General features: G+C 44.0%; 1 protein-coding gene. It reads right to left on the bottom strand.

The genetic code is table 11. From position 1 onward, the window contains the following. A partial coding sequence (locus IR155_RS15780) for an RrF2 family transcriptional regulator (protein WP_135115724.1) occupies nucleotides 1–246 on the bottom strand: 246 nt, incomplete at its 3' end. Nucleotides 247–400 lie beyond the last annotated feature (154 nt).

Raw genomic sequence — 400 nt, 5'->3', positions numbered from 1 at the left:
ACCTAACGCCATGTAGATATCGTAAAGCGTAATCTCCGTCACCGGTCGACATAGCCGCCAGCCGCCGTGGTGCCCCTTAGTGGCACAGACAATGTTTTTTTCCCTGAGGCCGGCAAGCAGCTTGCGGATGAACGCCGGATTACCGTCAATAAAGGCGGCCATCTGCTCCGACGTCAGGGGCTTATCCATCTGCTCAAGGTGCAGCAGGATGTGCAGCGTTGCTGAGAATGAGTTATTTGTTTTCATGTAATTTACGATATTACATAAACGCCATGCTGCGCAATTCCCTCCGGTGAAATAAAACCAGAAATTCACACAAAATGATGATAGTTAAGGTTTTTTATATTTTTACACTGTGTTATTGACCAAAATAAATCTTATGTTACTTTTAATATTACAT

Source organism: Microbacterium paludicola (genome assembly GCF_015235415.1).
GTDB lineage: Bacteria > Actinomycetota > Actinomycetes > Actinomycetales > Microbacteriaceae > Microbacterium > Microbacterium paludicola.
This window is presented reverse-complemented; position numbering and strand designations above follow the sequence as displayed.